At 67.9% G+C, this 25,046-nt stretch carries 23 protein-coding genes and 1 pseudogene; 12 read left to right on the top strand and 12 right to left on the bottom strand.

What is annotated here, in order from left to right; translation table 11 throughout:
• Positions 1-199: 199 nt before the first annotated feature.
• Together X946_RS25900 and X946_RS25895 are read right to left on the bottom strand one after the other, a co-directional pair.
• Positions 200-574, bottom strand: a complete 375-nt coding sequence (locus X946_RS25900) for a DUF3564 domain-containing protein (RefSeq protein WP_038753690.1) — start codon at positions 572-574, stop codon at positions 200-202.
• A gap of 37 nt (positions 575-611) precedes the next feature.
• Positions 612-959, bottom strand: coding sequence for a c-type cytochrome (locus tag X946_RS25895; protein WP_038753687.1), 348 nt, complete (start codon positions 957-959; stop codon positions 612-614).
• Positions 960-1,302: 343 nt separating this feature from the next.
• Here X946_RS25895 and X946_RS25890 point away from each other — a divergent pair, with 343 nt between their 5' ends.
• Positions 1,303-1,530 carry a DUF3562 domain-containing protein gene (locus X946_RS25890; protein WP_038753684.1) on the top strand — a complete coding sequence of 76 codons (228 nt, stop codon included), beginning with the start codon at positions 1,303-1,305 and terminating at the stop codon, positions 1,528-1,530.
• Positions 1,530-2,516: a zinc-dependent alcohol dehydrogenase family protein gene (locus X946_RS25885; protein WP_038753681.1), complete on the top strand. Its 987-nt coding sequence runs from the start codon at positions 1,530-1,532 to the stop codon at positions 2,514-2,516. The genes X946_RS25890 and X946_RS25885 overlap by 1 nt, the downstream gene beginning before the upstream one ends.
• A 117-nt stretch (positions 2,517-2,633) precedes the next feature.
• On the opposite strand, the gene X946_RS25880 is transcribed toward X946_RS25885, so the two are convergent.
• Complete coding sequence (locus tag X946_RS25880; protein WP_038753677.1) at positions 2,634-3,416, bottom strand: helix-turn-helix domain-containing protein; 783 nt, start codon at positions 3,414-3,416, stop codon at positions 2,634-2,636.
• 665 nt (positions 3,417-4,081) lie between these two features.
• On the opposite strand from X946_RS25880, the gene X946_RS25875 reads away from it, so the two are divergent.
• Positions 4,082-4,828 carry a beta-ketoacyl-ACP reductase gene (locus X946_RS25875; RefSeq protein WP_038753674.1) on the top strand — a complete coding sequence of 249 codons (747 nt, stop codon included), beginning with the start codon at positions 4,082-4,084 and terminating at the stop codon, positions 4,826-4,828.
• Positions 4,829-5,260: 432 nt separating this feature from the next.
• Here X946_RS25875 and X946_RS25870 read toward each other — a convergent pair whose 3' ends face one another.
• Positions 5,261-6,640 carry an MBL fold metallo-hydrolase RNA specificity domain-containing protein gene (locus tag X946_RS25870; protein ID WP_038753671.1) on the bottom strand — a complete coding sequence of 460 codons (1,380 nt, stop codon included), beginning with the start codon at positions 6,638-6,640 and terminating at the stop codon, positions 5,261-5,263.
• 44 nt (positions 6,641-6,684) lie between these two features.
• A complete protein-coding gene (locus X946_RS35330) occupies positions 6,685-7,287 on the bottom strand; it encodes a hypothetical protein (protein WP_156437575.1) in 603 nt (200 codons plus the stop codon).
• A 44-nt stretch (positions 7,288-7,331) separates the two neighbouring features.
• On the opposite strand from X946_RS35330, the gene X946_RS25860 reads away from it, so the two are divergent.
• The 3 genes from X946_RS25860 to X946_RS25845 all read left to right on the top strand — a co-directional run bounded on the left by X946_RS25860 (position 7,332) and on the right by X946_RS25845 (position 11,753).
• Entirely contained in the window at positions 7,332-8,222 is an 891-nt protein-coding gene (locus tag X946_RS25860) for a metal-dependent hydrolase (RefSeq protein ID WP_038753666.1), read from the top strand.
• 529 nt (positions 8,223-8,751) lie between these two features.
• Complete coding sequence (locus tag X946_RS25855; RefSeq protein WP_038753663.1) at positions 8,752-10,314, top strand: amino acid permease; 1,563 nt, start codon at positions 8,752-8,754, stop codon at positions 10,312-10,314.
• A 560-nt stretch (positions 10,315-10,874) separates the two neighbouring features.
• Positions 10,875-11,753 carry an alpha/beta hydrolase gene (locus X946_RS25845; RefSeq protein ID WP_081990038.1) on the top strand — a complete coding sequence of 293 codons (879 nt, stop codon included), beginning with the start codon at positions 10,875-10,877 and terminating at the stop codon, positions 11,751-11,753.
• A 66-nt stretch (positions 11,754-11,819) separates the two neighbouring features.
• On the opposite strand, the gene X946_RS25840 is transcribed toward X946_RS25845, so the two are convergent.
• From X946_RS25840 to benA, 4 genes are read right to left on the bottom strand one after another with little or no spacing between them, the layout of a single operon-like run.
• A complete protein-coding gene (locus tag X946_RS25840) occupies positions 11,820-12,614 on the bottom strand; it encodes a 1,6-dihydroxycyclohexa-2,4-diene-1-carboxylate dehydrogenase (protein WP_038753661.1) in 795 nt (264 codons plus the stop codon).
• On the bottom strand, positions 12,611-13,630 hold the full coding sequence (benC, locus tag X946_RS25835) for a benzoate 1,2-dioxygenase electron transfer component BenC (RefSeq protein WP_038753659.1): 1,020 nt from the start codon (positions 13,628-13,630) through the stop codon (positions 12,611-12,613). The genes X946_RS25840 and benC overlap by 4 nt, the downstream gene beginning before the upstream one ends.
• Positions 13,631-13,680: 50 nt before the next feature.
• Entirely contained in the window at positions 13,681-14,172 is a 492-nt protein-coding gene (gene benB, locus X946_RS25830) for a benzoate 1,2-dioxygenase small subunit (RefSeq protein ID WP_038753656.1), read from the bottom strand.
• Positions 14,169-15,536, bottom strand: coding sequence for a benzoate 1,2-dioxygenase large subunit (benA, locus tag X946_RS25825; protein ID WP_038753653.1), 1,368 nt, complete (start codon positions 15,534-15,536; stop codon positions 14,169-14,171). Before benA ends, benB begins: the two co-directional genes overlap by 4 nt.
• A gap of 221 nt (positions 15,537-15,757) precedes the next feature.
• Between benA and X946_RS25820 the strand changes: the two genes are divergently transcribed.
• The gene (locus X946_RS25820; RefSeq protein ID WP_038753698.1) at positions 15,758-16,672 is read left to right on the top strand and encodes a LysR family transcriptional regulator; all 915 of its coding nucleotides are present in this window, start codon (positions 15,758-15,760) and stop codon (positions 16,670-16,672) included.
• A gap of 252 nt (positions 16,673-16,924) precedes the next feature.
• The gene (locus X946_RS25815) at positions 16,925-17,137 is read left to right on the top strand and encodes a DUF1059 domain-containing protein (RefSeq protein WP_038753695.1); all 213 of its coding nucleotides are present in this window, start codon (positions 16,925-16,927) and stop codon (positions 17,135-17,137) included.
• Between the two features lie 207 nt (positions 17,138-17,344).
• On the opposite strand, the gene X946_RS25810 is transcribed toward X946_RS25815, so the two are convergent.
• Positions 17,345-17,782: a nuclear transport factor 2 family protein gene (locus X946_RS25810; protein WP_038753692.1), complete on the bottom strand. Its 438-nt coding sequence runs from the start codon at positions 17,780-17,782 to the stop codon at positions 17,345-17,347.
• Between the two features lie 143 nt (positions 17,783-17,925).
• On the opposite strand from X946_RS25810, the gene X946_RS25805 reads away from it, so the two are divergent.
• Positions 17,926-18,630, top strand: coding sequence for an ArsR/SmtB family transcription factor (locus X946_RS25805; protein WP_038753650.1), 705 nt, complete (start codon positions 17,926-17,928; stop codon positions 18,628-18,630).
• Here X946_RS25805 and X946_RS25800 read toward each other — a convergent pair.
• Positions 18,619-19,620: an NAD-dependent epimerase/dehydratase family protein gene (locus X946_RS25800; protein ID WP_052145186.1), complete on the bottom strand. Its 1,002-nt coding sequence runs from the start codon at positions 19,618-19,620 to the stop codon at positions 18,619-18,621. The genes X946_RS25805 and X946_RS25800 overlap by 12 nt on opposite strands.
• A 94-nt stretch (positions 19,621-19,714) precedes the next feature.
• Here X946_RS25800 and X946_RS25795 point away from each other — a divergent pair, with 94 nt between their 5' ends.
• On the top strand, positions 19,715-20,656 hold the full coding sequence (locus X946_RS25795; RefSeq protein WP_038753644.1) for a LysR family transcriptional regulator: 942 nt from the start codon (positions 19,715-19,717) through the stop codon (positions 20,654-20,656).
• Positions 20,657-20,905: 249 nt separating this feature from the next.
• Here the strand turns inward: X946_RS25795 and X946_RS25790 are convergent, their stop codons facing one another.
• Positions 20,906-21,958 carry an AraC family transcriptional regulator gene (locus X946_RS25790; RefSeq protein WP_038753641.1) on the bottom strand — a complete coding sequence of 351 codons (1,053 nt, stop codon included), beginning with the start codon at positions 21,956-21,958 and terminating at the stop codon, positions 20,906-20,908.
• A gap of 135 nt (positions 21,959-22,093) precedes the next feature.
• Between X946_RS25790 and X946_RS25785 the strand changes: the two genes are divergently transcribed.
• Positions 22,094-24,127 (top strand): NADPH-dependent 2,4-dienoyl-CoA reductase, encoded by a 2,034-nt coding sequence (locus tag X946_RS25785; protein WP_038753638.1) that lies wholly within the window; start codon positions 22,094-22,096, stop codon positions 24,125-24,127.
• A gap of 741 nt (positions 24,128-24,868) precedes the next feature.
• A pseudogene (locus tag X946_RS25775) lies at positions 24,869-25,046 on the top strand (ubiquinol oxidase subunit II); the annotation flags it as partial.

Here is a 25,046-nt window from a genome sequence, read left to right as displayed (position 1 = left end):
GAAGCGACGAAGCGACGAAGCGACGAAGCGACGAAGCGACGAAGCGACGAAGCGACGAAGCGACGAAGCGACGAAGCGACGAAGCGACGAAGCGACGAACAGGTGACTCCCGAAGACTCCGAAAATTCCCCGAGCGCGTCCCGCACGGACACATCGGCGCGCGCGGGGCGACGCTTCCCGCCCGCGCGACGCCGTCCGCTCAGGATGCCTCGCGCCCCGTGAACAGCTCGTGCTCGGCGGGCGCGGCGGTTTCGTCGACGCACTGCACGTGCCACTCTCCGACGACGGGCGAGTGGTGCGCGTGACGATACCAGTGCGCCGCGCCCGTCTCGCCTTCGAACGGACCGTGCTTCGCGCCGAGGTCGAGACCTTCGAGCACGCACAGCGAATGCGAATCGTCGGCGCCTGTCACGCGGGTCGCGCCGTCGCGGCAGACGACGTTGCCCCATGCGGGCAGCTCGACGCCCGCATGGCCTTCGCGCGACCACCTGCGCTCCGCCGTGTCGATCCACAGGATCGCGTAGGCGGCCGGATCGGCGGACGCGAACGTATCGAGATGAACGGTGATGCGCACGGCTGGCTCCTTGCAAAATGTGCGCGGCGACGCCGCGCTACTGGCTCATGACCCATTGGATCAACGTATGCGCGTCTTCCTTCGACAGCGGGCCGCCGCGCTCGGGCGCGGTCGGCATCGGCGCGTCGCCCCAGTGCGCGCGCCCGCCGAGACGCAGCTTCTGCTCGAGCATCTCGGCGGCATTCGGCACGTCGCGATAGCGCTCCGCGATCTGATGAAACGACGGCGCGAGGAACGGCATGTTCGGCGCGTGGCAGAACATGCAATGCTGCTGGTCGACGAGCTCGGTCGGCTCGCGCACTTGCGCCCGCACATCGCCGGCCGCGCCGATGCAGACCGCGCCCAGCATGCACGCCAGCGCAAGATTCGGCAGACTGTTCAACATGGCGCGTACCTCGATCGGAGATTCGATTCCAGTCTAAGCGGCGACGGGGCGCGACCATTGATGCAGGTCAATGCGATCCGGGCGAAATTGTCGCGGCAGGTCGATGACGGCGCGCCGCGCAGCGCGCGCGTCGCGTGCTGTGTGCTTGCGTCGGCGCGTGCCGGCGCAAGGCGTGTCCGCGTGTCCGCGTGTCCGCGTGTCCGCGCGTCGGCGCGGCCGCGAACCGGCGACGCTTGACCCAGGTCAAGCCGCCCTCGTGCCGCGGGGGTTCAATCGATGACGATGCACCTACGCTGGAACCGATGGACACCAACGGATTCGACGACGCACAGGGACACGCATCATGCACCACGACATGCTTTTCGATTCGCTGCTCGCCGCCGCGCGGCGGCGCTCGATCACGGAGGGAGAGTTGATGCACATGCTCGATGACGAAATCGCGCGCCTTGCGGACGGCGCGCGCGTTCACGACTACCTGCGCGTGATCGCGATCAGGCGCGTGCGCGAACGCCTCGCCTCGCACGCGCGGGCGGCGGACGCCGCGCATGCGCGGCGCTCGGGAGCGCGTTGATGCGCGCGATGGTGTTCGACGGCGGCGCGCCGCGGCTGCGCGAGGCGGAGCTGCCCGATCCGAGGCCGGCGTCGGGCGAGTTGCTGATCGACGTGCACGCGTGCGGCGTATGCCGGACCGATCTGCACGTCGTCGACGGCGACTTGCGCGATCCGAAGCGGCCGGTGATTCCGGGCCACGAGATCGTCGGCACGGTGGCCGCGCTCGGCGCGGGCGCGGCGGGCTTCGCGATCGGCGATCGCGTCGGCGTGCCGTGGCTCGGCCGCGCATGCGGCCACTGCATGTACTGCAAGAGCGGCCGCGAGAACCTGTGCGACGCCCCCGGCTTCACCGGCTACACGATCGACGGCGGCTACGCGGAGCGCACGGTCGCCGACGCGCGCTTCTGCGTGCACTTGCCGAGCCGCTACGACGACGTCCACGCGGCGCCGCTGCTGTGCGCGGGCCTCATCGGCTACCGGACGCTGAAGATGGCGGGCCCCGCGCGCCGCATCGGCCTGTACGGTTTCGGCGCGGCCGCGCATCTCGTCGCGCAGGTCGCGCGTTTCCAGGGGCGCACGGTCTACGCGTTCACGCGCCCCGGCGATGTCCCGGCGCAGCAGCTCGCGCGCCGGCTCGGCGCGGCATGGGCGGGCGGCAGCGACGAAGCCGCGCCCGAGCCGCTCGACGCCGCGCTGATCTTCGCGTCGGTCGGCGCGCTCGTGCCGGCCGCGCTCGCGGCGGTCGCGAAGGGCGGCGTCGTCGTGTGCGGCGGAATTCACATGTCGGACATTCCGTCGTTTTCGTACGACCTGCTGTGGGGAGAGCGGCGGATCGTGTCGGTCGCGAACCTGACGCGCGACGATGCGGCGGAATTCATGCGGATCGCGAACGACGTGCAGCTCGACGTGGAGGCGACGCCGTATCCGCTCGCGCAAGCGAACCAGGCGCTCGACGATCTGCGCTCGGGGCGCCTGACGGGCGCGGCGGTGCTGACGATGCGCTGAATCAAGCGGCGTCCGTGCGCGGCGCACGGGCGCACCGCTCCCGCCGCGAAGCAAGCGGCTTCATCGAAGATGCGCGCGCGGCTTCAGGCTTCGGGCGTGCGCCGCGCAGGCGACGCGTCACACGCGCGCGAGCCCCTGCGGATCGGTGATGCGAATCTGCTTGCCGCGCGGCGCGATCAGCTTGTCGCGCTGGAACTTCGACAGCATCCGGCTGACGGTTTCGAGCTTCATCCCGAGATAGCAGCCGATTTCCTCGCGCGTCATCCGAAGATTGAACTCCGACGCCGAATAGCCGCGTTTCTGGAAACGCTCGGAGATGTTGAGCAGGAACGCGGCGACGCGCTGCTCGGCCGTCATCGTGCCCAGCAGCATCATCAGGCTCGATTCGCGGACGATCTCGCCGCTCATCAACTGATGTACGTGGTGCTGCATCGGCTTGACTTCGCGACACACCGCTTCGAGCTGCGCGAACGGGATGATGCAGACGGTACTGTCCTCGAGCGCGATCGCATCGCTGTTGTGGCGGCCGCCGCATACACCGTCGAGACCGAGCGTTTCGCCGACGATCTGAAAGCCCGTCACCTGCTCGCGGCCGTCGCGATGCATGACGACCGTCTTGAACGAGCCGGTGCGCACCGCATAGATGCTCTGAAACGTATCGTGCGTGCGAAACAATGCTTCGCCGCGTTTGACGTGGCGCGTCGTGCACACCATTGCGTCGAGCCGGGCGAGCTCGCTCGGCGTGAGGCTGGCCGGCATGCACACGTTGCGTGTCGCGCAGGTCGAGCAGCGCGTCGCCGGCTGCTTCGGCGTGTCCTCGGCCGCAACGGGATGCAACTGCAACACGGGCCGTTGCGGCACGGACGAGGGCGCGGCTTCATTGGCTGAGGCGGTCAGCATAATCGGCTCCTTTCATGCGGCGGGCTCGACTGGCACGGTCGAGCGCGCAGACACGTGGCGCGGCACGCAGTGCCGCATTGCGCGGCGGCGTCGGAGAAGAAGGGCGACTGCGCTGCGCGGCATGCCGGACGACGATGGCAAACGGCCGGAACTGCCGTCCGGGAGCGAGGCTTGCATCTCGTCGTGCGCAATCCGTCGTTTCGTTGCGATTGCCGAATCAGCCGAGGCAAGCCCGCCCGCTAAGAGCATAGACGACGAAACGCGGGTCGGAATGATCATTCGAAGACCACCCCTACGCTTGTCAGTATGCAACGCGGATTGCCGCATCGATACTGTCGAACGTTGAACTTCCGGTAGGCATCAGCGTAGCGTTGTAGGGCGTTTCCTACAGCAGGGCTGTGCGTCGGTGCCGTGCATCCGTTTGACTCAGGTCAACGGATCGCGTGAGTGCGTGCTTACAGTAAAACGCGATGGCGTAGAGGGACGACACGCAACGTCACGGCAACGGGCGTCGACACGTTGCCGCACATATGAATCGGTGCGCGCGTTCGCCGCGAGCCGCAAGCAACATATTTCTCAACCCATGCCCGGATGGCGGCCGCGCGACATCGCTCGCGGGCCGCGCGGCGTCGATGTCGCGCCGGGCATCTTATCGGGAGGCCGTGATGGAAGCAAAACGCGTGGCGTTCGTGACAGGCGGTATGGGCGGGCTGGGCGCCGCGGTGAGTCGGCGGCTGTACGACGCCGGCATGGCCGTGGCGGTGTCGCATTCGGAGCGCAACGATCATGTGTCGACGTGGCTCATGCACGAGCGCGATGCCGGGCGCGACTTCAAGGCGTACAGCGTCGACGTCGCGGATTTCGAATCGTGCGAGCGGTGCGCGGAAAAGGTGCTCGCGGATTTCGGCAAGGTCGACGTGCTGATCAACAATGCGGGAATCACGCGCGACGCGACGTTCCTGAAGATGACGAAGGGCGACTGGGACGCCGTGATGCGAACCGATCTCGACGCGATGTTCAATGTGACGAAACAGTTCATCGCCGGCATGGTCGAGCGGCGCTTCGGGCGCATCGTCAACATCGGATCGGTGAACGGCTCGCGCGGCGCGTTCGGTCAGGCGAACTACGCGTCGGCGAAGGCGGGCATCCACGGCTTCACGAAGACGCTCGCGCTCGAGACGGCGAAACGCGGGATCACGGTCAACACCGTGTCGCCCGGCTATCTCGCGACCGCGATGGTCGAAGCGGTGCCGCAGGACGTGCTCGAAGCGAAGATTCTTCCGCAGATTCCGGTCGGCCGGCTTGGGCGGCCCGACGAAGTGGCCGCGCTCATCGCGTTCCTGTGCTCGGACGACGCCGCGTTCGTCACCGGCGCCGATCTCGCGATCAACGGCGGGATGCACATGTGCTGATCGTGGCCGCGCCGGCGTCCGCCGCGCGAAGTCGGCGCCCGCCGAGTCGAGGCGGTGGAGGCGCGGCCGCCGGCGTTGTGCGCAGCGGCGGCGAACGCCTCTTTCGTGCGGCGCGTTGCCTTGCATGACGGCAACGCTCGCATGCTTCGTTTCCGCGTTGCTCGACATCCGGCGGCGGCGCCGAGCCGGGTTGAGATCACTTCGCGGCACGATCGCGCGATCGATTCGCGCGATCGTTCAGGGAGCCGAAACATCGGCGCTTGATCTTGCCGCAGACGTGTCTCCCGCACGGCATTCGTCAGCCGATTCGTTACGCCGGCGCCTACGAATCGGCGCACGCCGCCCGGTATCCGGCCGATTCCCCCGAAGCGTTGCGCATTCCGATGCGCCGGAGATGGCCACGTGTCCGGCGTTGCGTTTGCCTCGTCGCACTCACGTCGTTCGCGCGGGCGTGTCTTCCAGCTCGATCGATTCGAGATACGACGGCACTTCGCAGCGCCAGTGCAGCGATTCCTCGATCCGCCGCCGCAGCGCATCGGCCGCCGCGGGCTCGCCGTGCGTGACGAACGTGCGCACGGGCGCCCTCGACTGCGCGCCGAGCCATCCGAGGATCTCGCCATAGTCCGCATGCGCGGACAGCGACGAGATCATTTCGACCTGCGCGCGCACGCGCACGTATTCGCCGTGGATTTTCAGCGTCGGTTCGTGCGCGGCGAGCGCCGCGCCGCGCGTGCCCGCCGCCTGATACCCGACGAGCAGGATCGTGTTGCGGCTGTCGGGCGCGTAGCGCTCGAGGTGATACAGCACGCGGCCGCCCGTGGCCATTCCGCTGCCCGCGATGATGACCATCGGCCCGTTGTGGTCGGCGATCGCCTTCGACTGCTCGACCGTGCGGACCATCACCGCCGCGTGGCTGATCGCGTCCGCGTCGGACATCGTGAGCCGGTGATCGGAGAGCCGCCGCTGGTAGATCTCGGTGACGCTCGTCGCCATCGGGCTGTCGAGAAACACGGGCACGTGCGGCATCCGTCCGGTCTTTTTCAGTTGTGCGATGTAATACAGGACCTCCTGCGCGCGCCCGACGGTGAAGCACGGCATCACGACCACGCCGCCGCGCGCGAACGTCTTCGAGAACACGTCGGCGAGCTCGGCTTCGGGATCGCTCGTGTCGTGCAGCCGGTCGCCGTACGTCGACTCGACGACGAGATAGTCCGCATGAACGGGCGGCACGGGCGCGCGCATGATCGGATCGTGCGCGCGGCCAAGATCGCCGGAGAACGCGAGCAGCGTGTGCCGCCAGCAGACGACGACGCTCGCCGCGCCGAGAATGTGCCCGGCCGGCAGGAAGCGGAAGTGCAGGCCGCCCGCGAGCGGCGTCGGCGCGTCGAATTCGCGCGGCGCGAGACGCTGGAGCGCGCGCTGCGCGTCGTCGGTGGTGTAGAGCGGCAACGCCGGATGGTGCTTCGAGTAGCCGTGGCGGTTCGCGAACTCGGCTTCTTCCTCGAGGAGCCGTGCGCTGTCCGTCAGCATGATCTCGCAGAGCTCCGCCGTGCCGTGCGTGCAATAGACCGGCCCGCGGAAGCCTTCGCGCACGAGCACGGGCAGATAGCCGCTGTGGTCGAGATGCGCATGCGTGAGCACGACGGCGTCGATCGAATCGGCGGGCACGGGCAGCGGGCTCCAGTTGCGCAGCCGCAGGTTCTTCGTGCCCTGGAACAGCCCGCAGTCGATCAGGACGCGTGTCCCGCCGTCCTCGAGCAGATACTTCGAGCCCGTGACGGTTTCCGTCGCGCCGAGGAACGTGAGTTTCATGAGACCCCCTAGGGAAACGTGCGATGTCCGATGCGTTCATTGCACTACACGCGTCGCGCGCATTGCTGACGTGGATCAATCTGCGCGGCCACGCATCGCGCGCATGCGGCGAAAAAGGGGCATGGGCCGATGCGCGCGTCGGCGCGCTGCTCGCGCATCGCCTCTTGGGCGAGCGCCGCCTGCGCCGGCATCGCGATGCGCGGCGTCGTGCTGCAACGCGGCGAATACAGTGCCGACGCGAACGGGAGAATGCCTGCGAGCGAAGAGCAGCATCTTCCGAGCCGCGAATCCGGGGCTTGGTGCGATGCAGCTTGTGCGCTGCGACGAAAGCCTTCGCGATTGCCGAAGCAAGCGGCGAACGTCGCCATGCCGCATGCGGCCGACGCGAATGCCCGGTGTGCCCGCGCGCCGTTTGAAGGAGACGCTCGGGCGTCGTCGCGAGCCGCGCAAGCCGCGCGCACGGGGGCTTGCGCACGCGGGTAAGGGAAATTCCGCAACGAAGAATGTGTTTTTTGCGTGAAGTCGTTCTTGCGCGGACTTGGATCGTCTTCTATGATGACATCCATCAATGTAACGTTGATTGATGGTTTGATGTGAGATTGCGACCACGCCCCAATTCCCAAATCGAACCATCGGGGGCGTTGCATCGAGTCGCACCGACGTCCCATGACGGGACCTGGAGACAAACACCGTGAATGCTATTGTTCGTCGCGATATTCGCTTCGCCCTGCCGCCCGACCGCATCTGCGACTGGCACACCGAGGGCGTGGGCGTGACGCATCTGTTCAACGCGCTGTCGCTGCTGTTTCCGGCGGGCGAGCGCTTCTTCATGGATTCGGTGCGCAACTATCGCGACCGGGTCGAGGAGCCGAATCTGAAGCGCGACATCGCGGGCTTCATCGGCCAGGAAGCGATGCACACGCGCGAGCACGTCGAGTTCAACGATCTGCTGCAGGCGGCGGGCATGCCCGCGCACAAGCTCGACAAGCGCCTGTGGACGGTGCTCGGCTGGTTCAAGAAAGCGCTGCCGAATTCGATGCAGCTCGCGATCACGATGGCGCTCGAGCACTACACCGCGATGTTCACGGGCCTCGTGCTCGCGAACCGCATCACCACCAGCGAAGTCGACGGCTACCGCCAGATGTGGATGTGGCACTCGATGGAGGAAACCGAGCACAAGGCGGTCGCATACGACGTGTGGCGCACCGTGATGAAGCCGAGCCTGAAGAGCTACCTGCTGCGCACGAGCATGATGATGCTCGTCACGGTCGTGTTCTGGGCGACGCTGTTCGATTTCAACACGCGCTTGCTGATCTCGCATCGCCGCCGCATCGGCAAGGGCCTCGGCATCGGCAAGCTGGTCAAGTATCTGTGGGGCCCGAAGAACGGCATCTTCGCGCTGATCGCGCGCGAATGGATCGACTACTTCCGCCCGGGCTTCCATCCGTGGGATCACGACAACAGCGTGCACCTCGAGCGTCTCGACGATCTGATCGCCGAGATCGACGCGAGCAACGCGCGCCAGGCGGCGAAGGCCGCGCCGCGCCGGGTGCCGCTGCATCCGGTGCCGCAGGCGGTGTGAGGCCGCGATCGCGATGTAACGCAGCGCTGTAACGCAGCGCTGTAAGGCAGGATAAGCAGGCAAATCAGGGAGAAGAGAAGGGCCGCTACGAGCGGCCCTTCCGTTTTTCGGGCGCCGCCGCCGCACGCGTGCGCCGTTCGCGGTGCATGGTCCGTTGTCCGCCGCGGCGTGCCGCACCGCAGCGAATACCGGGCGTTTTCGGATTCATCATATTTTTCGATGACGCGGTGCATCGGGGCGCGCCGGCTCGCGACGCGCGGCGGCGCGCCCCGATGCACCGCGTTCTGCGCGCAACCCATTGATCGGCAAAGCGTTTTGCCGGCGGTTATCTTGCGCGTCGCAGCACGCCGTGTTGCAGGCGTGCTCTGATGAATCGGGTAGAATCCGCGCTGCGCAAAAAATGCGTGTGGCGCGGCGCGCCCGGTTGGCACCGGGCGGCGCGCCGCAGATCGTCCCGGGGACGCGCCGAATCCGGCGTCCTGCCCGGCGCGGCGTCGAACCGTCGCCCGCCGCTCCTTGCCAGCCCTTTATGTCACCACACCCGAATTCCGACCGTTCAACCGCACAATCGAAACCTCCCGAGCTGCGCCGCAGCCTGAAAGCCCGTCACCTGACGATGATCGCGATCGGCGGCTCGATCGGCACGGGGCTCTTCGTCGCGTCCGGCGCGTCGATCTCGCAGGCGGGCCCCGGCGGCGCGATGCTCGCGTACCTGCTGATCGGCGTGATGGTCTACTGCCTGATGATGAGCCTGGGCGAGATGGCCGCGTTCATGCCGGTGTCCGGCTCGTTCGCGACTTACGGCGCGAAATACGTCGAAGAGGGTTTCGGTTTCGCGCTCGGCTGGAACTACTGGTACAACTGGGCGGTGACGATCGCGGTCGAGCTCGTCGCCGCGCAGCTCGTCATGCATTACTGGTTTCCCGACGTGCCGGGGGTCTGGTGGAGCGCCGCGTTCCTCGGCGTGATGTTCCTCCTCAATGTGCTGACCGTGCGCGGCTTCGGCGAGGCCGAATACTGGTTCGCGCTGATCAAGGTCGTCACCGTGCTCGCGTTCATCGGCGTCGGGCTGCTGATGATCTTCGGCATCCTGAAGGGCGGCCCGAGCAACGGCTGGAGCAACTTCACGATCGGCGACGCGCCGTTCGCGGGCGGCCTGCCCGCGATGATGGGCGTCGCGATGATCGCCGGCTTCTCGTTCCAGGGCACCGAGCTGATCGGCGTCGCCGCCGGCGAATCGGAAAACCCGCGCACGACGATCCCGCGCGCGGTGCGTCAGGTGTTCTGGCGCATCCTGCTGTTCTACGTGCTGGCGATTTTCGTGATCGGCGTGCTGGTTCCTTATACCGATCCGAGCCTGCTGAAGAGCGACGTGACCGACGTCGGCGTGAGCCCGTTCACGCTCGTGTTCCGTCATGCGGGCCTCGCGTTCGCCGCGGGCGTGATGAACGCGGTGATCCTGACCGCCGTGCTGTCGGCGGGCAACTCGGGAATGTACGCGTCGACGCGGATGCTCTACAACCTCGCGACCGAAGGCCGTGCGCCGAAGCTGTTCGCGAAGCTGTCGGCGGGCGGCGTGCCGCGCAACGCGCTGTACGCGACGACCGCGGTGGGCGCGCTGTGCTTCCTGTCGTCGCTGTACGGCGACAAGACGGTTTATCTGTGGCTCCTGAACACGTCGGGAATGACGGGCTTCATCGCGTGGCTCGGCATCGCGCTCAGCCACTATCGGTTTCGCAAGGGCTTCGTTCGGCAGGGCTTCTCGATCGATCAGCTGCCGTATCAGTCGAACCTGTATCCGTACGGCCCGATTTTCGCGTTCGCGCTGTGCATCGTGATCGCGCTCGGCCAGGACTATCAGGCGTTCCTCGCGAACAAGATCGACTGGGTCGGCGTGCTCGCGACCTACGTCGGCATTCCGCTCTTCCTCGTCGTGTGGTTCGGCTACCGGCTCGTTCACAAGACGCGCTTCGTTCGCTTCGAAGAGATGGACATCGCGTCGTGGGTCGCCGAGCACGAGCGCGCGGCGGCGCGCGAAGCGCGCGAGGCGGCGGCCGTGCGCGTGCCGTCGAGCCCCGAAGCGGCTTCGTAATGCATCGCGTCGCGCGCTCGCCGCGCGACGCTCGCTGCAATGTCGACGAGCGGCCGGCCCGGCATCGGGCCGGCCGCTTTTTTTGTTCACGTTGCCCGTCGCTTTTGTTTTGATGCTCGACGGCGTGCGTGGCGCATCGCGAACGTCGCGCGAGCGAACGTGGCGCTCGCCGCTCGCCGCTCGCGGTCGGCGACATGCGGCCTTTGCGGCCGTCGTCGGAATCGGCGCGGCGCCGGATCAGGCCGCCGCCGTCGAACTCGCGCGGCAGCGCGGCGAGGTTTGACGAGCGCATTGCACACGGCCATCGCCGGTGTGGGTGCGGAGCGAGCGAGTCTCGCAATACCGAGACGACACTCTACGAATCGACTATTTGGCCGCTTTATCGTTTACCGGTTTTTCAGGGAAGACGATTCTCGCAACGGAAAGGCGTGTGGATCGAATGCGGCGCGGCTGCGCGGCAATGCGCCGCGCGCGTTCGAAGCGTTTGAATGTTGCGTGCGCGCGCCGATATGGCGGCGCGCGATGCGCGCGTCGTCGTTCGAGTAACCGAGGAGCAGGCGATGCTGGCAGGGATGATGTTGATCGGATCGGCCGTGACGCTCGGCGTGTGGGCCGGCCGCAATCCGTTGGTCGTACTGAACGCGGCGGCTCGCCGCGCGACGTTTGTCGGCCGTTTCGACATCGTCTACGGTGCGGGGCCGCGCCGTTCGCTCGACGTCTATTTGCCGGCCGGACGCGGCGCGCGCACGTGCGGCGACGGCAAGCCGCTCGTCGTGTTCTTCTATGGCGGCAGCTGGCAGAGCGGCCGGCGCGGCGATTACCGGTTCGTCGGCGAGGCGTTCGCGTCGCGCGGCTGCGTCGTCGCGATTCCCGACTATCGGTTGTATCCGGGCGCGGTGTTTCCGGACTTCGTCGAAGACGCAGCCGCGGCGGTGCGCTGGGCGCGCGATCATGCCGCCGAGCTCGGCGCGGACCCGCGCCGCGTGTACGTCGCGGGTCACTCGGCGGGTGCGCAGATCGCGGCGCTGCTCGCGACCGACGGCCGCTTTCTCGATGCGCACGGTCTGGGCAAGCGCGATCTTGCGGGCGTGGTCGGGCTCGCCGGTCCGTACGATTTCCTGCCGCTCGCCGACGCGACGCTGATGCGGATTTTTCCCGAGCCCGTGCGCGACGCGAGCCAGCCGATCCGCTTCGTCGATGGCAGCGAGCCGCCGATGCTGCTCGTATCGGGCCTAAACGACGCGACGGTGAGGCCGGGCAACACGGCGCGGTTCGCTGCGCGCGTCGCCGCCGCGGGCGGCGCGGTGCAGGTCAGGCTCTATCCGCGCATCGGGCATGCGCTGCTCGTCGGCGCACTGGGCTTGCCGATGCGGCGCTTTCTGCCGGTGCTCGACGACGTAGCGGAATTCGTGCGCGCGGCGCCGCGAGTTCGCGCATGAAATTCCGCAGCGTTCATACGCGTGCGCAAACGCACGCAAACGCACGCGTGCGCACGCACGCGGCGCTCAACCCTGATCACCGCCGCCGACGGGCAGCACCGAGCCGGTGATGTACGACGCTTCGTCCGATGCGAGAAACAGAATCGCGGCGACTTGCTCGTCGATCGTTCCGTATCGGTGCATCAGGCTCGACGACAGGGTCTGGTCGACGATCGCGCGATACCAGCGCGCGTCGTCGTCGCCTTGCGGTTCGGCGTTGCGCGGCGTCTTGCGCGGCGGCGCGTCGGTGCCGCCGGCGGCGACCGCGTTCACGCGCACACCGTGCGCCGCATGCTCGAACGCGAGACTCGCGGTCAACGCGTTGACGCCGCCTTTCGCCGCCGCGTACGGCACGCGATGAATGCTGCGCGTCGCGATCGACGACACGTTGACGATCGCGCCCCGGCCGCGCTCGATCATGCCGGGCAGCACCGCGCGGCAGCACCACAGCGTCGGGAACAGCGAGCGGCGGATTTCCGCCTCGATCTGCGCGATGTCGTAGCGATCGAACGGTTTCGTCCAGATCGTGCCGCCGACGTTGTTGACGAGCACGTCGATCGCGCCGAACGCGTCGACGGCCGCGCGCGCCATCGCTTCCGCGCCCGCGTACGTTTCGAGGTCGGCGACGACGGCGAGCGCGCGGCCGCCTTCGGCCGCGATTTCGGCCGCGACGTCATGCACGAATTCCGCGCGATCGACGAGCACCGTCGTTGCGCCTTCCCGCGACGCGCGCAATGCGACGCCGCGCCCGATGCCTTGCGCGGCGCCCGTGACGACCGTTACTTTGCCGCCGAAGCGGCCGGGTGCATGTTGGCGATTCATGATCCGCTGCTCGACGAGAATCTTTCGAAGTACAGATTGGTCGGCGTGACGCCGCGCTCGCGCAGCCACGTCTGCACCGCGTCGACCATCGGCACGGGGCCGCACAGGTAGATGTCGACGTCGCCGCCGTTCAGCCACTCGGGTTCGACGTGCGCGGTCACGTAGCCCTTGCGCGGATGCGCGCTCGCATCGTCCGCGACGCAGGTCCGGTACTCGAAGCCGGCGAGGCGGCGCCCGATTTCGCCGATGCGATCGAGCGCGACGAGATCGTCGTCGCGCGTGACGCCGTAGACGAGCCGCACGGGCGGCGCGCCGTCGCGCGTCGCGCGCACGTCGAGCATCGACAGGAACGGCGCGATGCCGGTGCCGCCCGCGAGAAAAAGCGCGGGCCGCGCGGCGTCGCGCAGATAGAAGCTGCCGTGCGGCCCGGAGAACGCGATGCGCTGGCCGGGCGCGGCTTCGTCGACGAGATAGCGGCTCATCCGTCCGCCCGGCACGTTGCGCACGAGAAACGACACGCGCGCGTCGCCAGGCCGCGAGCTGAACGAGTACGAGCGCGTCGCGCCCGCGCCGGGAATCTCGACGTTCACGTACTGGCCCGCGAGAAACGCGAGCTTCGCGGGCTCGTCGACGTCGATCGCAAAGCGGATCGTCGATGCCGACAGCCGCTCGATCGACGCGAGCGTGCCCTCGTGGCGCACGGCGCTCGTCTTGCATGCGGCCGACGACGCGGGCACGTCGATCACGCAATCGGCGCGCGGGCGCGTCTGGCACGCGAGCACGTAGCGCCGGGCGGCGTCGTCGGCCGTGAGCGCGTCTTCGATGTAGCTCGATTCGGGCAGGTCGTAGTCGCCCGATTCGCAGCGGCAGCGGCAGGTGCCGCACGCGCCGTCGCGGCAATCGAGCGGGAGGTTGACCTGCTGGCGATACGCGGCGTCGGCGAGCGTTTCGCCGTCGCGGCACGTGATGAAGCGGGTGACGCCGTCTTCGAACTGGAGAGCGATGCGGTGTTCCATGATGCGTTCCTCGGGCGCGACGCGGCGAGCGGCGTGCGGCGCGCGGCCGGCTAGATGTGATAGATGTCGATCAGCTGGTTGATGTAGTCGTTCTTCAGGATGACGTACTTGCTGACGATCTTCGGTGCGTCGCCTGAGAAGTCGATCGCGTAGCGCGACGTTCCGAAGTAGCTCGACACCGTCTTGTAGCGATAGCTGAGCGTGTGCCAGTTGAATCTCACGATGTGCACGTCGCCCTCGATGCTTTCGCGCTCGACGTTCGCGACGTTGTGGCTCGTGCGCGTATCGGGCATCGTCGCGCTCGAGCGCTCGGTCTTGATGCGGAACACGCGATCCTCGAGCCCCTGCCGGTTCGGATAGTAGATCAGCGAGATCTCGCGCTGCGGATCGGTGACGAGCTCGTCCGAGTCGTCCCACGACGGCATCCAGAACACGACCTCCGGGTGATAGCAGTCGAGCCACGCGTCCCATGCCTTGTCGTCGAGCAGCCGGCATTCGCGGTAGAGGAACGCGCGGATGTCCGCGATGTCGATCGTCTTCATGCGCGGCTCCTTTCGGCGGCGAGCGCCTGCTTCATCGTCGAGATCCAGTAGCGGTGCTGGACCGTGTACAGCCCTTCGTCCTCGGTCTTCACGCCGCTCAGCAGCGGACGGATGCCGATCTTGCGCGCGGCTTCGTCGGGGCCTTCGATCCAGTGCGCGGCGCCGCGGCACATGTCGTTCCATTCGACCGCGCGGCCTGCATAGCCTTGCTGGCACGCGCGGAATTCCTCGAGATCGTCGGGCGTCGCCATCCCGCTCGCGTTGAAGAAATCCTCGTACTGGCGGATGCGGCGCGCGCGCGCGTCGGGCGCTTCGCCCTTCGGCGCGATGCAGTAGATCGTGACCTCGGTGCGATTGACGGCGAGCGGCCGCAGCACGCGAATCTGCGAGCCGAACTGGTCCATCAGATAGACGTTCGGGTACAGGCACAGGTTGCGCGAGTTCCGGATCATCCAGTCGGCGATGTCGCCGCCGCAGCGCGCGGCGAATTCGTCGCGGCGATCGAAGTTCGGCCTGTCCTCCGGGTTCGCCCAGCGAGTCCACAGCAGCATGTGGCCGTGATCGAACGCGTAGAAGCCGCCGCCCTGGCGGCCCCATTTGCCCGCGTCCATCGCGCGGATCGCGTCTTCGTGCTGCGCATCCGTCTTGCGGTGATTGACGGTCGCCGCGTAATTCCAGTGCACGGCCGACACGTGATAGCCGTCCGCGCCGTTCTCGGCGGTGAGCTTCCAGTTGCCTTCGTACGTGTACGTCGACGCGCCGCGCAGCACTTCGAGGCCGTCCGCCGACTGGTCGGCGATCATGTCGACGATGCGCGCGGCGTCGCCGAGATACGCGGCGAGCGGCTCGACGTCCGGATTCAGGCTGCCGAACAGGAAGCCGCGGTAGTTCTCGAAGCGCGCGATCTTCTTCAGATCGTGCGAGCCGTCGCGATTGAAGCAGTCCGGATAGCCGGCTCCTTCGGGGTCCTTCACTTTGAGCAGCTTGCCGCTGTTGCTGAACGTCCAGCCGTGGAACGGGCACGTGTAGCTCGCGCGATTGCCGCGCTTGTGCCGGCACAGCATCGCGCCGCGATGCGTGCACGCGTTGACGAACGCGTTCAGCTCGCCCTGGCGGTTGCGCGCGATCACGATCGGCTGGCGGCCGATGGTGGTCGTGTAATAGTCGTTCGCGTTCGGGATCTGGCTCTCGTGCGCGAGATAGATCCAGTTGCCTTCGAAGATGTGCTTCATCTCCAGCTCGAACAGCATCTCGTCGGTGAACGCGCTGCGGTGCAGGCGGTAGTCGCCGTGCGCCTTGTCCTCGACGAGGAAGTCGTCGATGCATCGCAGCGTCGGGTGACGATCCGGGTAGATCGGGATCATGGGGGGCGTCTCCTGATGGGCTCTGTTCGTGGCCGGCGTGCGTCCGGACGAGCGGTCCGTCGCTGCGCCGCAATGCGCGTCGTGCGGAAAACCCGGATGAACCTGCGATGCTTCGCAGGTATAGTGCTTGACGACAACGCGGTCAGATTGAGGATAGTTGCCGGCAAAACGGTGCGTCCAACACCGATTGAGTATCGGATCGATATCCACGAGGTATGAAGATGGAACTGCGGCACTTGCGCTACTTCGTCGCGGTCGCGGAGGAGCAGAATTTCACGCGCGCGGCCGAGCGCCTGCACATCGCGCAGCCGCCGCTGAGCCGGCAGATCCAGCAGCTCGAGGACGCGCTCGGCGTGATGCTGTTCGAGCGGCACGCCCGGCCGCTGAAGATGACCGATGCGGGACGCTTCTTCTATTCGCACGCGGTGCAACTGCTCGCGCAGACGGCCGAGCTCGAATCGATGACGAAGCGCATCGGCAAGATCGAGCGCGCGCTGTCGGTCGGCTATGTCGGCTCGACGCTGTATGGGATGCTGCCGAGAATCATCCGCCGCTTTCGCGACGAATACGGCGAGGTCGAGCTGAGCCTGCACGAGATGTCGACGATGGATCAGATCAAGGCGTTGAAGGAGGGGAGGATCGACGTCGGCTTCGGCCGCATTCGCCACGAAGACCCGAGCGTGCGGCGCATCGTGTTGCGCGAGGAGCGGATGATCGTCGCGCTGCCGCTCGGGCATCCGCTCGAAGCGGCGAAGCCGGTGCTGTCGCTGCACGATCTCGTCAACGAGACGCTGATCATCTTTCCGAAGACGCCGCGGCCGAGCTACGCGGACCAGGTGCTCGCCGCGTTTCACGATCGCGCGCTGAAGCCGCGCCGGATCTACGAGACGCGCGAGCTGCAGATCGCGCTCGGGCTCGTCGCGGCGGGCGAGGGCGTATCGGTCGTGCCGCACAGCGTGTACGGGCTCAAGCGCGACGACGTCGGCTACAAGGAGCTCGACGATTCGAATCTCGTGTCGCCGATCATCATGAGCACGCGGATGCTCGACGAATCGGAGGACATCCGCGCAATGCTCGAACTGATCTATCGCTTGTACGACGAATTCCAGATGGATTACCTGCCGCCGCACGAATGACGCGGCGCGGTTGCGTCATGCGTTGCGAGCGCGCGCGAGGAGCGGGCCGTCGGGACGGCGGCGAATGCCGCGAGGGCGCGCGGTGCGCCGCGCGTTCGCGTTCTTCATCGGTTAGCCTAACGAACCGTTTCGCCGTGACCTAGAATCCAACCATCACTTCGTTCGATGCGCGTCATCGTCGTTTCCGAAGCGATTGCCCCGGGGGAAGATCGATCGTCAGGTTGGCTTCAGATCACATGCGAGGAGGGCGTCATGGCTCGCAAATACATCGATTGCCGGGAGTTTCCGAGCGAAATGCACTGCACCGTCGCGCTGTCCGCCGATTCGGATGACGAATTGATGGAGGCCGCCGTGCAGCACGCGGTCACGGTTCATCGTCATACCGATTCGCCGGAATTGCGCGCGCAGCTGAAGACGCTTTTTCACGACGGCACGCCGCCCGTCGACGCGCCGCGTCAAGCGTAGCGCCGACGGAACGGCCGATGCGTGTCGGTGTTGCATCGGCCGGCGGGTGCGTGTGTCGAGCCCGCCCGGGCCGCGCGCTCCAATCCGCCGCCGTGCCGGTGAGCCGGCGGCGGATGCGCGCTTGCGCCCGGACGCGGCGGCACGTACCGCACGGCCGCGCGGCGTGCGGTCCTTTTTCGTCTTTTTCTCTTGCCGAAGCTTGCCGCGTCACGCGGCCGATTCGGCGCGCTTCATCGCCGCGACGAGCGCGTTGAATCCGGCCCAGCCCCAGTAGACCCGGTGGCGCGCGATGCGCCCGCCGGCGACGTCGATCGATTCGATCAGGTCGATCTGATCGCCTTGCGGCGTTTCGCGGGGATATTCCCAGATCAATTGCCGGCCGTTCGTGAAGAACGTATCGGTGCGGTGCCAGCGTGCAAGCTCGTTCGGCAGTTGCCGGAATCCCGCTTCGAAGAACGCGCGGATCGCCGCGCTGCCCTGAAGCACTCCGTCGGGGCGCTCGCGCAGCACGGCGACGATCAGCGGCGTCTCGAGTATCGCGTCGGGCGCGTAGAGCGCCATCAGCGCGTCGAGGTCGCGGCGCACGACGGCGTCGTGCCATGCGGCGTGGATGTGTCGGATCTCTGCAGGCGTCGTGTCGGTCATTTCGGGCTCCTTGGCGAAGGCGGCGACGGGAAGGTTCGTCAAGCGTAGCCGCGCCGGTGCGCCGGATGTTTCGACGCGCATCGAAGCGTCGGCGGCCGGGCGGTGCTATCTTCGTCGACACCGCTCGATTCGACGGATCTCCCATGGAAGCTCAAGCGAACATCGTCACATCCGCGTTCCTGATCGCCGACCCGGCGCGTCTCGCGATTCTCGTGAGCCTTCTGGACGGCCGCGCGCGGCCGGCGGGCGAGCTTGCGCGCGTGGCCGGCGTGAGCCCGCAGACGGCGAGCTCGCACCTGCGCAAGCTCGTGGACGGCGAGTTGCTCGCCGTCGAATCGGAAGGGCGGCATCGCTACTATCGGTTGTCGAGCCTGCAGGTCGCGTTCGCGCTCGAAAGTCTCGCCGCGATCGAGACGCGGCGTCCGCTGCCGCCGCGTCCGCGCGCGGGCATGCGGCGTCTGCAATTCGCGCGCTGCTGCTACGACCATCTCGCGGGGCGCGTGGGCGTCGCGATGACGCAGCGGATGCAGGCGCTCGGCCTGCTCGCAGCCGCGCCGGACAAGCGCTTCGACGTCACGCCGTCGGGGCGCGCGTGGTTTTCCGAACTGGGCGTGGAGGTCGACGGCTTGACGGCGGGCCGGCGAGGCGTCGCGACCCAATGCCTCGATTCGACCGAGCGGCAGCATCATCTGGCGGGCCCGCTCGGCGCGCAGCTGATGCGCTGCCTGTGCGAGCGCGGATGGCTGCGGCGCGTCGCGGCGTCACGCGAGATACAGGTCACGCCGCGCGGCTGGACGGGCTTGCGAGAGCGGCTCGGGATCGACGCGGCCGCATTGTCAGCGCGATGACGGCGCAACGCGCGGTGCGCGGCCGCTCAGGCAGCCGAGCGCATCGAGCGTCGTTTCCACCGCCGCGTCGAGCGGCGTGTGCGGCTCGCGTCCGAGCGCGGCGACGAGCTTCGCGTTGTCCATGCGCAGCGCTTCGCGCCACAGATAGCGCATCTCGCGCATTTCGCGGCAGGTCGTGACGAACGGCGACGCGAGCGTCACGAGCCACCACGGAAACGCAGCGATGCGCGGCTCGACGCCCGTTCGCCGCGCGACGACGCGGCGGATCGCCGCGCTCATTTGCGCGCCGTCGGCGTCCCAATGGCCGGCCATGTGGAAGCGCGAGAATGCGTCGAGCGTGTCGCGGCGCGCGAGCAATTCGACCATCGTGCGCGCGACGTCGGGCAGATACGCCCACTGATGGCCGACGCCCGTGCGGCCGGGCGAGCGTACGGTCCGCACGGGCCGCCCGGATTTCGCGAGAGCTTGGGAAAACCAGTTGTTGCGCGCACCGGGGCCGAAGAAGTCGCCGGCCCGAACGATCAGAACGCGCGCGCCCGCATCCGCGGCGTCGTGCAAGCGCCGTTCCATCTCGACGCGGATCGCGCCCTTGCGGGTCAGCGGGCGCTGCGGCGAATCCTCTCGCAGCAGGTGGCCGGCGTCGGGCCCGAAGTTGTAGACGGTGCCGGGCAGCACGATCGTCGCGCGTTCGCGCGCTGCGGCCGCGATCGTGCTGTCGAGCATCGGCAGCACCAATTCGTTCCAGCGGCGATAGCCGGGCGGATTGACCGCGTGCACGATCACCGCGCAGCCGCGCGCGGCATCGGCGACGTCGCGCGGATTCAACGCGTCGCCGAGCCGCCAGTCGATGTCCGCCGCGCCGCCATTCGCCGCCGGCGACGAGCGCGCGAGCGCCCGCACGCGCCAGCCCGCGTCGCGCAGCGCTCGCGCCATTTCTCCACCGATTCCGCCCGCCGCGCCCACCACGAGCGCCGTGTCGAGAGTCGCCATCGCTTGCTCCTGAACGTGATCCACAGGCGCATTCTGCGCCGCGCGCGGATCGATTAACATTACCGAATCTCGTCTAACGGCTATACATTTTCGTATGGGCTCGGAAATTGGCTGGGAGCTGTATCGTTCGTTCCTCGGCGTGCTGCGCGAGGGTTCGCTGTCGGGCGGGGCGCGCGCGCTCGGCCTCACGCAGCCGACCGTCGGCCGGCATGTGGCCGCGCTCGAGGCGGCGCTCGGCGTGCCGCTTTTCACGCGATCGTCGACCGGGCTGATGCCGACCGACGTGGCGCTCGCGCTGCGCGCGGACGCCGAGGCGATGGAAAGCACGGCCGATGCGCTCGCGCGCACGGCGACGAGCTTCGGCAAGGACGTGCGCGGCGTCGTGCGGATCTCGGCGAGCGACGTGATCGGCGTCGAGGTGCTGCCGCCGATCGTCGCGCGCTTGCAGCAACGGCATCCGGCGCTGAAGATCGAGCTCGCGCTGACGAGCCGCATTCAGGATCTGCTGCGCCGCGAGGCCGACGTCGCGGTGCGAATGACGCGCCCCGAACAGACGCAGCTGATCGCGCGGCGCATCGGCGGCATCGAGCTCGGCCTGCATGCGCATCGCGACTATCTCGCGCGGCGCGGCACGCCGCGCAATGTGGACGAACTGGTTCGCCATGCGCTGATTGGCTACGACCGCCCGACGGCGTTCATCCGGCAGATGGCCGCGAAGTCGTTCCCGGGGCTCGACCGCGGCGCGTTCACGCTGCGCACCGACAGCGATCTCGCGCACCTCGCGCTGATTCGCGGCGGCGCGGGCATCGGCATTTGCCAGGCAGCGCTCGCGAGGCGCGATCCCGCGCTCGTGCGCGTGCTGCCGAAGGCGTTTGCCGGACGGCTCGATATGTGGGTCACGATGCACGAGGATTTGCGCGGCAGTCCGCGCTGCCGGGCGGCGTTCGACGCGCTGGTCGAGGGGCTCGACGCGTATGCGAACGAGCCGCGCGCGCCGGTTGCCGAGCGACGGCGCGCGTCGCCCGCTCGTTCGTGAGGCGTCCGCAGCTCGCGCTCGCGAAGCGTCGCGGGTCGGACGGTGATCGGACAGCAAGCGGTTGGTGAGCGGTTGGCAAGCGGCGGGCAAGCGGCGGGCGAGCGGATTCGCGTCCGCGGGCCGGGCGTTCCCGCCCGCCGTCGCGCGCGTTGCACGCATGCACACGTGTTGCGCTCGCGTGACGCGCATCGGCAATAGCTTGCGCTCGCGCCGGTGCGAATCGCGGCGCGATTGCGCGCCGCGCGCCGTCTATCGCTCGGCGTCGTCGCCCGCTTCCCGATACGCGCTCGGCGTGAGCCCCGTCCACTTGCGGAACGCGCGCGTGAAGTTCGCCGGGTCGGAGAATTGCAGCCGCTCGGCGATCGTCTTCAGATCGAGATCGGATGCGCGCAGCAGCCGGCGCGCGTCGCGCAGCCGCGCCTCGTCGACGAGCGCGCGGTAGCCGGAACCTGCATCGAGCAGGCGCCGCCTCAGCGTGCGCGTCGACATCAGGAGGTGCCGCGCGAGCGCGTCGGGCTCGGGATAGCCTTGCGCCGCCAGCGCGAGTTCCGCGCGCACGCGCGCGACCAGATCGCCTTCTTCGTGGCGCACGTCCGCATATTCGCGTTCGACCTGCGCGAGCGCCTGCTGATGCGCGACTTCGTCCGCCATCGGCAGCGGCCAGTCGAGCGCATCGCGCGACACCCACAGCGCGTTCGACGCGCAATCGAAGCGCACGGGCGGCAGCCGGTCGCGATAGCGCGCGTAATAGCCGGGCTGCGGCCACGCGAATTGCAGCTCGATCGGCGGCGCGGCGCGCCCCGTCACCGTGCCGACGTTCTGCGCGATCCCGGTGAGCACGATCTCGAACATCGCGTGATGCTGGAGCACGGGGCTCGCCTGCACGCCGTGCAGCGAAAGCGTCGCGCCGTCGTCGCGCTCCGCGTAGTGCAGCCGGTATTGCCGGTTGCGCATCCGGAAATAGCGCGCGTTGACGAGCAGCGACGCGCGCAGGTCCGCGGCCGTCAGCGCCGCGTAGCCGAGAAAGCCGTGCACCGACATCCGCAGCCGCAGCCCGAGCTCGAAGCCGATCCCCTCGTCGCCGCTCAGCCGGATCGCGTTCAGCACGAGCCGCCCCCATTGCGAAGGCGCGACGCGCGCGTCCGGTTCGCCGAGCACGTCGTCGCGCAGGCCGGTGCCCGCGCGGGCATCGCGCGCGTCGATGCCGCGCTCCTCGAACACCTTCAGCAGATGCCGCAGGTACGCGACCGGAATCGTCGGCCGGCGCAGGCCCAGGTGGTCTTTCGTCGTTCGTCGCGTCATCGTGTCGTGAACTGGACGAGTGTGGCCAAAATTGGCCACGAATGACAAGCATTATGGCTATTTGCCCCCTCACGGACAAGCGGTGCGTGCGCCTACGATGTAACGATCCCGATCAATCCGTTCCCGCGATACCCGATGACGACTCCGTTCCCACACCTGCTCGCCCCGCTCGATCTCGGCTTCACGACGCTGCGCAACCGCGTGCTGATGGGGTCGATGCACACGGGCCTCGAAGACAGCCGCAAGACGCTGCCGCGCCTCGCCGACTATTTTGCCGAACGCGCGCGCGGCGGCGTCGGCCTGATCGTCACGGGCGGCTTCGCGCCGAACGTCGCGGGCTGGACGAAGCCGTTCGGCGGCACGCTGTCGACGGGCGCCGCGGCGCGCCGCCATCGCGTGATTCCGGACGCGGTGCATGCGGAAGGCGGCAAGATCGCGCTGCAGATCCTGCATACCGGCCGCTACGGCTATCACCCGTTCGCGGTCGCGCCGACGCGGCTCAAGTCGCCGATCTCGCCGTTCACGCCGCACGAGCTGACGGCGCGCGGCATCGAGCGGCAGATTCGCGCGTTCGTGCGCTGCGCGCAGCTCGCGCGCGAAGCGGGCTACGACGGCGTCGAGATCATGGGCTCCGAAGGCTATCTGATCAACCAGTTCATCTCGCTGCACACGAACAAGCGCACCGACGAATGGGGCGGCTCGTACGCGAACCGGATGCGGCTGCCGGTCGAGATCGTCGAGCGCACGCGCGAGGCGGTCGGCCGCGATTTCATCATCGTCTATCGGCTGTCGATGCTCGATCTGATTCCGGACGGCAGTGATTGGAGCGAAGTCGTGACGCTCGCGAAGGCGGTCGAGCGCGCGGGCGCGACGCTCATCAACACCGGCATCGGCTGGCACGAGGCGCGCGTGCCGACGATCGCGACGTCGGTGCCGCGCGGCGCGTTCGCGTGGGTCACGAAGAAGATGAAGGGCGAGGTCGGCATTCCGCTCGTGACGACGAACCGGATCAATCGGCCGGAAGTCGCCGAGCAGATTCTCGCGGACGGCTGTGCGGACATGGTGTCGATGGCGCGGCCGTTCCTCGCCGACGCCGAGTTCGTGAAGAAGGCGGCCGAGGGGCGCGCCGACGAGATCAACACGTGCATCGGCTGCAATCAGGCATGCCTCGATCACGCGTTCAAGAATCGGATCGCATCGTGCCTGCTGAATCCGCGCGCGTGCCACGAAACGGAGCTGAACTATGCGCGCGCGGCGAACGTGAAGCGCATCGCGGTGATCGGCGCGGGGCCCGCCGGCCTCGCGTGCGCGACGGTGCTCGCGCAGCGCGGGCATCGCGTCGAGCTGTTCGACGCGGCGGCCGAGATCGGCGGCCAGTTCAACATGGCCAAGCGCATTCCGGGCAAGGAGGAGTTTCACGAGGCGCTGCGTTACTTCGCACGCCAGATCGAGCTGACGGGCGTGCAGCTGCGTCTGAGCCGCCGCGTCGACGCGGCCGAGCTGATCGCGGCCGGCTACGACGACGTCGTGCTCGCCACGGGCGTCGCGCCGCGCAATCCGCGCATTCCGGGCCAGGATCATCCGAAGGTGCTGACCTACATCGACGTGCTCGCGCGCAACAAGCCGGTCGGCGAGCGCGTCGCGGTGGTCGGCGCGGGCGGGATCGGCTTCGACGTGTCGGAGTTTCTCGTTCAGGACGGCGAATCGCCGGCGCTCGATCTCGACGCATGGAAAGCGGAGTGGGGCGTGACCGATCCCGCGCTCGCGCGCGGCGGCGTGACGCTCGGCGAGATCGCGCCGCCCGCGCGCCGCGTCACCCTGCTGCAGCGAAAGGCGACGGGGCTCGGCAAGGGGCTCGGCAAGACGACCGGCTGGATTCATCGCGCGACGCTGAAGATGAAGCAGGTCGAGATGATCGGCGGCGTCAACTACGAGCTGATCGACGACAAGGGGCTGCACGTGACGTTCGGCAAGGAGCGTCTCGATCCGACCGTGATCGAGGCCGATACGATCGTGCTGTGCGCGGGGCAGGAGCCCGAGCGCGCGCTGTACGAGCCGCTGAAGGCGGCGGGCGTGCCGGTGCATCTGATCGGCGGCGCGGAGCGGGCGGCCGAGCTCGATGCGAAGCGCGCGATCGACCAGGGCGCGAGGCTCGCCGCACGGCTTTGAGCGCGGTGCGGCGGGCGGCGTGCGCCGGCGCGATCGTCGCGTGTTTGGGCGGGACTAAACGTGCGTTCGCGCAAGTCGGAGCATGTCCGCGCATGTTTGCGCACGTCGGCGCATGTCGGCGCATTTCGGAGACCGATCGCCGGGATTCGCATGCATCGGCATGCATTTGAGGCGGCACGGGCTGCTTCGCCGGCCCGGTGTCCGCGCGCAGCGCCGCCGCGTTCATCGAAGCGAATGACGCGACGGCGGCGGATCACGATCGCCGGCTTCGCTTTCCGTCATGCCGACAATTCCGACGCCGCGGCGCATTCGAATGCGATGCACGATCGACGGCGTGTTGAAGCGAAGCGGGCGTAGCGAAACGTGCGGCCGTCGCGCGCGCCGCGTACAATCGGCGTCGCCGCGCCCGAGCGGCGGCGGCTGATCGCCCGCACGTCGAGCACCTCGCGCGCGCGTTGTCAATCGCGTGTCCGGCCGCTGCGACGGCCATTCCGTCTCCGGCGGCCTTCTTCTCGCGCGTATACGCGCACGCACGCGCACATGCGCAACTCATCTTCCCACCGCATCGAAACAGGCGCCGCCAACGCTGTGACATCGTGTCGCACTGCCATTTTCGGCAAAGATGATTTGTCTCATTGACTGATTTTCATCTCGCTCGCCGGCCGTATGATGCGAGCGCTTCCGCGAACCGGTCGTCCGACGGTTTCGATCGGAGTGCGATACATCTTGCTGGCGAATGTGATGAATAGAAAGGCTTTGAGAAGCTTGTCGTGGTTCGGGGCGATCGGTGCGCTCGCCTCGCTGTCCGGGTGCGGGCTCGACGTGCTCGATCCGAAGGGCGCGATCGGCGCCGCGGAGAAGGCGTTGATCGCCACGTCGACGTGGGCGATGCTGATCGTCGTCGTGCCGGTGATCCTCC

It is taken from the genome of Burkholderia sp. ABCPW 111 (assembly GCF_000773065.1).
Taxonomy (GTDB): domain Bacteria; phylum Pseudomonadota; class Gammaproteobacteria; order Burkholderiales; family Burkholderiaceae; genus Burkholderia; species Burkholderia savannae.
This window is presented reverse-complemented; position numbering and strand designations above follow the sequence as displayed.

What these genes read in the sequence shown, in the direction of transcription:
- X946_RS25885 (WP_038753681.1), top strand. Translation starts at nt 1,530, where the DNA reads ATGCGCGCGATGGTGTTCGACGGCGGCGCGCCGCGGCTGCGCGAGGCG.
- X946_RS25840 (WP_038753661.1), bottom strand. Translation starts at nt 12,614, where the DNA reads ATGAATCGCCAACATGCACCCGGCCGCTTCGGCGGCAAAGTAACGGTC.
- X946_RS25795 (WP_038753644.1), top strand. Translation starts at nt 19,715, where the DNA reads ATGGGCTCGGAAATTGGCTGGGAGCTGTATCGTTCGTTCCTCGGCGTG.
- X946_RS25880 (WP_038753677.1), bottom strand. Translation starts at nt 3,416, where the DNA reads ATGCTGACCGCCTCAGCCAATGAAGCCGCGCCCTCGTCCGTGCCGCAA.
- X946_RS25820 (WP_038753698.1), top strand. Translation starts at nt 15,758, where the DNA reads ATGGAACTGCGGCACTTGCGCTACTTCGTCGCGGTCGCGGAGGAGCAG.
- X946_RS25805 (WP_038753650.1), top strand. Translation starts at nt 17,926, where the DNA reads ATGGAAGCTCAAGCGAACATCGTCACATCCGCGTTCCTGATCGCCGAC.
- X946_RS25785 (WP_038753638.1), top strand. Translation starts at nt 22,094, where the DNA reads ATGACGACTCCGTTCCCACACCTGCTCGCCCCGCTCGATCTCGGCTTC.
- X946_RS25895 (WP_038753687.1), bottom strand. Translation starts at nt 959, where the DNA reads ATGTTGAACAGTCTGCCGAATCTTGCGCTGGCGTGCATGCTGGGCGCG.
- X946_RS25870 (WP_038753671.1), bottom strand. Translation starts at nt 6,640, where the DNA reads ATGAAACTCACGTTCCTCGGCGCGACGGAAACCGTCACGGGCTCGAAG.
- X946_RS35330 (WP_156437575.1), bottom strand. Translation starts at nt 7,287, where the DNA reads ATGCAACGCCCCCGATGGTTCGATTTGGGAATTGGGGCGTGGTCGCAA.
- X946_RS25890 (WP_038753684.1), top strand. Translation starts at nt 1,303, where the DNA reads ATGCACCACGACATGCTTTTCGATTCGCTGCTCGCCGCCGCGCGGCGG.
- X946_RS25800 (WP_052145186.1), bottom strand. Translation starts at nt 19,620, where the DNA reads ATGGCGACTCTCGACACGGCGCTCGTGGTGGGCGCGGCGGGCGGAATC.
- benB (WP_038753656.1), bottom strand. Translation starts at nt 14,172, where the DNA reads ATGAAGACGATCGACATCGCGGACATCCGCGCGTTCCTCTACCGCGAA.
- benC (WP_038753659.1), bottom strand. Translation starts at nt 13,630, where the DNA reads ATGGAACACCGCATCGCTCTCCAGTTCGAAGACGGCGTCACCCGCTTC.
- X946_RS25790 (WP_038753641.1), bottom strand. Translation starts at nt 21,958, where the DNA reads ATGACGCGACGAACGACGAAAGACCACCTGGGCCTGCGCCGGCCGACG.
- X946_RS25855 (WP_038753663.1), top strand. Translation starts at nt 8,752, where the DNA reads ATGTCACCACACCCGAATTCCGACCGTTCAACCGCACAATCGAAACCT.
- benA (WP_038753653.1), bottom strand. Translation starts at nt 15,536, where the DNA reads ATGATCCCGATCTACCCGGATCGTCACCCGACGCTGCGATGCATCGAC.
- X946_RS25875 (WP_038753674.1), top strand. Translation starts at nt 4,082, where the DNA reads ATGGAAGCAAAACGCGTGGCGTTCGTGACAGGCGGTATGGGCGGGCTG.
- X946_RS25845 (WP_081990038.1), top strand. Translation starts at nt 10,875, where the DNA reads ATGCTGGCAGGGATGATGTTGATCGGATCGGCCGTGACGCTCGGCGTG.
- X946_RS25815 (WP_038753695.1), top strand. Translation starts at nt 16,925, where the DNA reads ATGGCTCGCAAATACATCGATTGCCGGGAGTTTCCGAGCGAAATGCAC.
- X946_RS25810 (WP_038753692.1), bottom strand. Translation starts at nt 17,782, where the DNA reads ATGACCGACACGACGCCTGCAGAGATCCGACACATCCACGCCGCATGG.